At 69.3% G+C, this 6,870-nt stretch carries 8 protein-coding genes; 2 read left to right on the plus strand and 6 right to left on the minus strand.

The features are described from left to right. The 3 genes from E1298_RS42095 to E1298_RS42105 form a co-directional block, all read right to left on the minus strand. Positions 1-1,931: class III lanthionine synthetase LanKC N-terminal domain-containing protein (locus E1298_RS42095; protein WP_207945164.1), on the minus strand; the 1,931-nt coding region annotated here is incomplete at its 3' end. 160 nt (positions 1,932-2,091) lie between these two features. Further along, positions 2,092-2,295, minus strand: a complete 204-nt coding sequence (locus E1298_RS42100; RefSeq protein ID WP_131902982.1) for a hypothetical protein — start codon at positions 2,293-2,295, stop codon at positions 2,092-2,094. Positions 2,296-2,764: 469 nt separating this feature from the next. Continuing rightward, on the minus strand, positions 2,765-2,953 hold the full coding sequence (locus tag E1298_RS42105) for a DUF397 domain-containing protein (protein WP_131902983.1): 189 nt from the start codon (positions 2,951-2,953) through the stop codon (positions 2,765-2,767). A 455-nt stretch (positions 2,954-3,408) separates the two neighbouring features. Between E1298_RS42105 and E1298_RS42110 the strand changes: the two genes are divergently transcribed. Beyond that, positions 3,409-4,206 carry a hypothetical protein gene (locus E1298_RS42110; protein WP_131902984.1) on the plus strand — a complete coding sequence of 266 codons (798 nt, stop codon included), beginning with the start codon at positions 3,409-3,411 and terminating at the stop codon, positions 4,204-4,206. A gap of 4 nt (positions 4,207-4,210) precedes the next feature. Continuing rightward, complete coding sequence (locus tag E1298_RS42115) at positions 4,211-4,588, plus strand: GntR family transcriptional regulator (RefSeq protein WP_131902985.1); 378 nt, start codon at positions 4,211-4,213, stop codon at positions 4,586-4,588. A gap of 447 nt (positions 4,589-5,035) precedes the next feature. Here E1298_RS42115 and E1298_RS42120 read toward each other — a convergent pair whose 3' ends face one another. The 3 genes from E1298_RS42120 to E1298_RS52055 all read right to left on the minus strand — a co-directional run bounded on the left by E1298_RS42120 (position 5,036) and on the right by E1298_RS52055 (position 6,468). Continuing rightward, on the minus strand, positions 5,036-5,224 hold the full coding sequence (locus tag E1298_RS42120) for a DUF397 domain-containing protein (RefSeq protein WP_131902986.1): 189 nt from the start codon (positions 5,222-5,224) through the stop codon (positions 5,036-5,038). A 183-nt stretch (positions 5,225-5,407) separates the two neighbouring features. After that, complete coding sequence (locus tag E1298_RS42125) at positions 5,408-5,596, minus strand: DUF397 domain-containing protein (protein ID WP_131902987.1); 189 nt, start codon at positions 5,594-5,596, stop codon at positions 5,408-5,410. Further along, a complete protein-coding gene (locus tag E1298_RS52055) occupies positions 5,593-6,468 on the minus strand; it encodes a Scr1 family TA system antitoxin-like transcriptional regulator (protein ID WP_424923207.1) in 876 nt (291 codons plus the stop codon). The genes E1298_RS42125 and E1298_RS52055 overlap by 4 nt, the downstream gene beginning before the upstream one ends. Between the last annotated feature and the right edge of the window lie 402 nt (positions 6,469-6,870).

The following is a 6,870-nucleotide window of genomic DNA, read 5'->3' on the forward strand; positions in this document are numbered from 1 at the left end:
GCGATGGCCTGGGCGGCGTGCCGCAGGGCATCGTCGCCGAGCCGGCGGGCGGCCGAGGCCAGGAAGAGGGCGGTCCCGGTCCGGCCGAACAGCAGCCCGGGCGGGTAGGAGTGCACGATCGTGGCGTCGGCGGTGTGCCGGGCCAGCTCGGTGACCAGGTCGATGATCGGCGCGCGGTCCGCAGGGCCGCCCGCGCCGGGGGTGTCGAGGTGGTGCAGCAGTTCGGCGCCCGGGCCCGCGGTGCCCTGCCAGGCGTCGGTGCGGACCGGCGCGCCGTTGGGGGCGCTCCGCAGCAGTTCTTCGGTGTGCCGGATCGTGTTGCGCAGCGTGACGGCGAGCAGGTGTCCCGGATCGGCGGCGGGAGGGGCCGGCGGCGGTTCGGGGCGTGCCCGCTCCGGCGTGCGGCACGGGCCGGTGCCGCTGCGGCCGGGGACGGCGGTCCGCCTGGCGGAGGCGAGCGCGGCGAAGGCGTCGGCGCGGCCGGCGGGGTCGGCGCCGAGCAGCCCGGGAAGGTGGACCAGGGTGGGGCCGCTCTCGGGGAGGGCCAGGGCGAGGGCGGTAAGGGTCTGCTCGGCGTTGCGGCGCGCGTCGTCGTGGATCATCACCGGGTCGGTCCCGACGGCGGCGTAGTACAGCGTGGTGCCGAGCGCGAAGTGGTCGTCCTCGGCACGGGCCGGCTCGTTGCGATGCTGGCCGGGGGCGGAGTATCCGCGGGTGTAGCCGTAGCGCTGGCGGCCGTCCAGACGGGCGACCTCGAAGTCGACCAGCGAGAGCCCGTCGGCCCCGTCCAGCACGACGTTCTTGGGCGACAGGTCGCGGACCACGACCCCGCGCCGGTGTATCTCGGCCAGGAGCCGCGCGAGCCGTTCTGCGAGCCGGGGCAGGCTGCGTCCGCCGGGGGCGCGGTCCGGTGGCAGGTCGGTGTAGACGCCGTGGTCGACCACGTCCTGGAACAGGTTGCACGTGCCCTGGTCGGACAGCACCAGGAACTCGTCGAGGCCGAGCCGGAAATGGTCCACCACCCGTGGCACCCCGGGCAGCGGAGGCAGGGACGGCGCATGCAGGGCGTGCAGGACGCGGTGCTCGTGGCGCAGGTTCGCGCGGCAGTCGCTGTGGGCGTCCTCGCCGCCGATGAAGGCGCATGCCTCCTTGACCACCACAGCCTGCCCCGTGGACAGGTCGCAGCCGCGGTAGACGCGGCCGCGCGCGGTGCTCTGCACGCCGCTGTCGAGCCGGTACCTGCCGGCCAGCACCACCTCCCGTCCTCCCGGCGAGTCCGCGCCCGATGCTGGGCGGCCCCGCCCGGTGAACGCCTTGGGCGGCGGCTCGTCCGCTTCGGCCGAGACGGCCCGAGCCAGGTCCTCGTGCGGGCCCGCCGGGGCGCAGGCGAAAGGGTCACGCTCCCAAGGCGGGCAGGCGTAGTAGCGGCCGGCCGCTCCGGGGAACTGCTCACCGGCAGGCCCGGTCACCACCAGCATCGGCTGGCCGTTGACGTCCACTCCGTAGCGCGGAACGAAGGGGCCGTAGCGGTAGTGGACCGGGCTGTCGTCGCACACGCGACGGTCGCTGCGCACCGGCGGCGCCTGCAACCCCGCCAGCGCCTTGGCCAACTCTTCGGCCAGGGTGCGGAACAGCTCCGGCGGCGGATAAACGGTGATGGCCTTACCCACCGACGCCACCGGCGCATCGGGGGCGTTCAAGCTCGCCAGCGTCCCGGCGTCCTGCACCACCTTGAAGGGGCAGCCGTGACGCGCCAGCACCGGTACCGCCCGCCGCAACGTCTCTTCCAAGGTGCCCGGACGCGCCGCGACGTGCACCTTCCACCCCTGCACCACCCCTTGCAGCGCCCGAGGAGGACGCGGCGGCCGCGCCACCACCCAGATGTCCTCGCGCCGAACCTCCCAGCCGGCCTCCGCGACCAGCCCCGCCATCCCACCCACCGCCGCGCCCACTGGTGGGCACGCTGCCCCGGCGTCTTCCACTCTGGCCACCTCGTCCGCCGCGCAATCGCGTGCGTGCCCGGCTTCTCGTAGTCGACGGCGGGGGCCGCCAGCTCGCGGCCCCCGCCAGTACGGCATCCAGCGATGCGTCTTAGGAGTCGCAGGCGATGGTCTGGCCCCATGTGCAGGTGTGGGAGGTGCTGGTGTCGCACACGTAGGTGAACCCGCTGGTGCAGGTCTGCGTACAGGCTTGCTGGCCGTGCCGGACGGTATCGGTCTCACCGTCGAAGAACCCGGTGTCCAGGTCGGCGACCGCGACCCCGGCGTCCCTGGGCTCCAGCAGCATCACGCTCATCGGATCTCTCCTTTCGTCCGCGCCGCGTTCGACGCCGCACGGGGGGATTGGTGGGTACCCACCGGGAAGATTACTGTTAGTAGTCGGATAACTACAGGAATAGATGGTTAGAGGCGCCTGACCTCAACGACACGCCACCGAACGACGTGGTGGATTGGGGTTTCGCGTCGCGGGGCGTGCCCTGGGTGGAGATCGGCCAGATCATCCCCTGGTTGATCCACGCTGGGCACACCCCGGCCGACGCCGAACGATGGGCGGCGCAGTTCCCCGCGTGGACGAGCGCCACCTCTGAGGCGCTCGACTTGTACGCGCGGGCATCGGCCGAACGGTGGAGGCGACGCGCCGCAGCCAATCCGGCTGACAAGCCTCCGGCCAACCTGTCCATCGCTCAGCAGTGGGCAGAGCACCGCAACGCACGCGCTGTGTAGGAAACCAACAGGACCTACGCTCCTGAAGGGCTTGCGAGCCGCTACGGGGTGTCGAGCTCGCCCGCCTTGACGTCGCGGACGAGGCTCCGGAAGGACTCCCGCGAGAGCGCGAACGCGAGGCCGTCCGGGTCCTTGCTGTCCCGCACGCCGATCGCGCCCGGAAGCTGCACCATCTCGACGCACTCCCCACCTTCGGATGCATTTTGGCTCGCCTTGCAACATTCGGTCATGCGTGCATCTTGTCGCCCAACTTGGCGTTCAGACCGGGGGTTTCTTCTTGGCTCCGGGCACCGCCGTGCCCAACGCCGGTCAGCTCGCAGGCGCGTGATCGGCGCCAGGACCTGCGCCGACCTCGCGTGCGGCCTACCGGGGGTCCAGCCCGCAAAAGCCCAAAACCCACACTGGGATGATCTTTCTCGTGATCTCTTCGTTCAATGTCAGTCAGGTGCATTTCCCAGCAGCGCTCGATAGGGCTCGTCCGGTCCGTGAGCGGCATCGCGAGGCGGTGACCGAACGCCGCGTCGGCCAATCCGGATGGAGTCGGCTCTCGCTGCCCCATCAAGAGGAAGCTGCTACTGACCACCTCGTCCTTGACTTGTCGCAAGTCTTGACGCACCCTCTTGAGGCAAGAGCTGAGACAAGGGGTGTCATGTCGAAAGGAACGACTCCGGATGGTGACCAGTCGATGCGTCCGGCGCAGCTTGAGCAGGCCGGCGTGTGGCTGGACCGGCACGGCCTGGCCGACGCCCGGCCGACACCTTTGCTGGCCACGCGTCTGGCGGCCCGGCGAGGTACCCGTCTGGCCGCTCATGTCCTGCTGGCCGCGTTCGTCATCGCGGTCGCCCTCATCTACGTCACCAACCGGCCCGCCGACGCCGCGGTTGACGGGTCCGGGCCTTACCGGCACTGGTCGTTGCTGGGCTTGACGGCGGTGGTGGCTGGGCTGGTGCTGGCCCAGGCGCTGCTGGACTGGTGGGTGCGGCGGGTCGACCGGCGAGCCGGCGCGACGTTGCCGCGGCGGGCCGCCCACCCGGTCCGGCTCGGCTGGCGCACCGTTCTCGGCGGGCCGCGTGCCGCGTTCGCGGTTGCCACGTTCGCGGGCGCACTGGCGCTGGCGATCGGTGCCCTGACCGTGCAGGATTCCACCGCGCGGTACGCGGCGGTCGTCCTGCTCATCGCCCTGTGCGGGGTCGCGGTCGGCATGATTGTCCAGTTGCGCCATATTCTGACGCACCCGGTCGTGGCCGACGACGAGGTCTCGCTGACCGCCGACGTCATCATGCGGGTCGAGGACGCCCGCGAGGTCGCCACGCCCACGGTGGTGTGGTGCCTGCCGGTCGCGTCGGTGTTCGATACCGCGCTTGGCTGGTGGAACGCTGCCTGGCTTGTCTTCGTCGCGCTGGGAGCCATCACGTTGGCCCTGATCGTTGCGCGGACCGCGCGGAGCAGCACGGTGGCGCGGCACGCCACGAGCGGCGGGTGAACCGGTGATCGTCATCGACTCGGCCTCGCCCGTCCCGCCGTTCGAACAGCTCCGCGCCCAGCTCGCCCGGCAGATCCAGGACCACACGCTGACCGTGGGCACCCGGCTGCCGACCATCCGCCGCCTGGCCGCAGACCTCCGCCTGGCCGCCAACACCGTAGGCCGGGCCTACCGGGAGCTGGAGGAGGCAGGGCTGATCGAGACCCGCGGAGCGGCCGGCTCGTTTGTGTCCGCAGCCGGCGAGAAGGGACGCGAACGGGCACGCCGCGCCGCCGCCGAGTACGCCGCCATCATCGCCAGCGTCGGCATCGACACTGGCGAGGCCATCCGCATCGTCCAAGCAGCGCTGACCAATGGCACCGCGACATCGCCCTCGTCATGACCGGCCACCTCGCACCTACCGGTCGGCGACCTGCCACGATAAACCCTGTCGTGCCTGAGTTCGCCCCCCCGGCTTTCGTGGACGGTGGAAGCCGGGGGGTGGCTCGCGGTGGGGTTCGAGCACGTCCAAGGCCGTCATGCCGACTACTCGCCCGGTTCCCCCGACCTGGCGACTCTGGCGAGGACGGTCCATCACCTCCAAGGCACGCCATGCCCGGATGCGGTCGTGATGCGTGTAGAACGCCGGTGGGAACATCTCGCGCCGGACGTGGCCCCGATGGCGGGGTGCGTCCTGGGTGGAGATCGACCAGATCATCCCCAGGTTGATCCACGCTGGGCACACCCCGGCCGACGCCGGACGATGGGCGGCCCAGTGGGCAGAGCACCGCAATGCACGCGCTGTGTAGGTAACCAACAACACCTACGCTCCCGAAGGGCTTGCGAGCCGCTACGGGGTGTCGAGCTTGCCCGCCTTGACGTCGCGGACGAGACTCCGGAAGGACTCCCGCGAGAGCGCGAACGCGGGCCCGTGAGGGTTCTTGCTGTCCCGCACGCCGACCGTGTCCGGGAACCGGGCTAGTTCGACGCAGTCGCCGCCTTCCGTACTGCTCTTGCTCGCCTTTCGCCACTCGGTCATGCGTACCTCTCCATTGCGTTCTCGATCGCGGTACGGCTGTCTTCCACCGTCCAGGCACGTCATTCATGGCAACGGAACACCCATGCATGAGGGTACGTACCAACTCCCGACCTCGCATCACCCCAGGTCAGACGCGAAACCCCCCGGCGTTCGAGGTATGCCGGGGGGTTCGTAGTTGCGTGGTCAGCCGTCCAGTTCGCCACGCTTGATCCGGGTCATGAGCTCGCGCACTGCTGACATGGGGAGTGCAACGCGAGGTCCCTCCGGGTCTTTGCTGTCTCGCACGCCGATCGTCGCGGGGAACCGCGCAAGCTCGACGCATGCCCCACCCTCCGAAGTGGATCGGGACGCCTTACGCCATACCGCGTTCATCCGTTTGTGTCCATCGCTCTCGTAATTGCGTTGCGGGAATCCGACGTGTCCCAGGCTAGGTCATTGACTTGTTCGATGCGACGTGCGTAGCGCTCCACCCTTTCCGGGTCTAGCACCATGCGCCCCATGCCGGGAGCCTCCGCAAACGCCACGTCAGCCCCCACGGTGAGAAGCTGACATGCGCCATCGTGTCCGACGTGCCATCCCTGGTGACGACCGACGACACGCACGCTCACCCCTGGACGCTCCGCCAGGTTGAGAAGATGCGCAAGCTGTGCGCGCATCACGGCCGCGCTTCCGGCGGGGGACTCCAGCACGATCCATGACAGGACAGCCGACATGCGCGGGGAGTCGCCCCGCTCCCATACGGCTGCCTGACGCTCCAATCGGTCCGACATGGCGCGGTCAACGTCCGTGATGAGTCCGGCCGCGTGTGCTCGCTCAAACGTTGCCCGCGCGTAATCCGGCGTCTGCCACAGTCCAGGGATTACGCCCACGTCCCACGTGCGGACACGCGTCGCCCGTGCCTCGTACGCGGCAAGCGCGGGTAGCCATTCGTCATCCGGCCGCGCGAGCGCGTGAGACACCAGATGCGCCAGAAGTCCACGGAGGTGCCAAGTGGCATCGAGCACGGCGGCATGCTCCGGGGACATTCGGCGCGAACCGCTCACAAGCCGCGTGACGTGCGAACGTGTGCAGCCGAGTAGCTCGGCTACCCGAGCTTGCGACGTGCTCTGAACGTAGATCTGTCGGCGCAATTCCACGGCGATTAGATCCCACAGAGATCGCGCCGGATCGAGTTGACGTCGTTCCGGTCTTTGCTGGTTGGCCGGGAGTTTGCGCTGCGTGTCGGATCTTGGGAGCCGTCCCATTTCATGATCTCTCTTGTTGTCCGACGTTACGGGAACCGTAGCGAGATTACCCGCTGTATGTGCACGCTGTCTCTCCCGTCACATTCTTTGGCCCTGTGAGGTGATACCGGGACATGGGCGCTCACGCTCGACAGACACACGCGGCCCCGGAGGCGATCAAGCCACCGCAGCCACAAGATCAACGGCTTCCGTTCACGCGGGGGGCCTTGGAAGCCGACATGCGTCGTTCGGTGACCGCCCTACTCGACGTGCTCAACTCGGTCCACTCGGAACGTGGGCCTTCCCCCTGAAGTGTGGACATCTCGAGGCCTGGATCATGGATCCAGGGAAGGAGGTGTCTTTGATGGCGCTGAAGCACTATCCGGAGGAGTTCAAGACCGACGCGGTGGCGTTGTTCTTGTC

The organism is Actinomadura rubrisoli (assembly GCF_004349215.1).
GTDB lineage: Bacteria > Actinomycetota > Actinomycetes > Streptosporangiales > Streptosporangiaceae > Spirillospora > Spirillospora rubrisoli.

Excerpts from the sequence above, each read along its gene's own strand:
- E1298_RS52055 (WP_424923207.1), bottom strand. The coding sequence starts at position 6,468 with ATGGGACGGCTCCCAAGATCCGACACGCAGCGCAAACTCCCGGCCAAC.
- E1298_RS42120 (WP_131902986.1), bottom strand. The coding sequence starts at position 5,224 with ATGACCGAGTGGCGAAAGGCGAGCAAGAGCAGTACGGAAGGCGGCGAC.
- E1298_RS42110 (WP_131902984.1), top strand. The coding sequence starts at position 3,409 with ATGCGTCCGGCGCAGCTTGAGCAGGCCGGCGTGTGGCTGGACCGGCAC.
- E1298_RS42125 (WP_131902987.1), bottom strand. The coding sequence starts at position 5,596 with ATGAACGCGGTATGGCGTAAGGCGTCCCGATCCACTTCGGAGGGTGGG.
- E1298_RS42105 (WP_131902983.1), bottom strand. The coding sequence starts at position 2,953 with ATGACCGAATGTTGCAAGGCGAGCCAAAATGCATCCGAAGGTGGGGAG.
- E1298_RS42100 (WP_131902982.1), bottom strand. The coding sequence starts at position 2,295 with ATGAGCGTGATGCTGCTGGAGCCCAGGGACGCCGGGGTCGCGGTCGCC.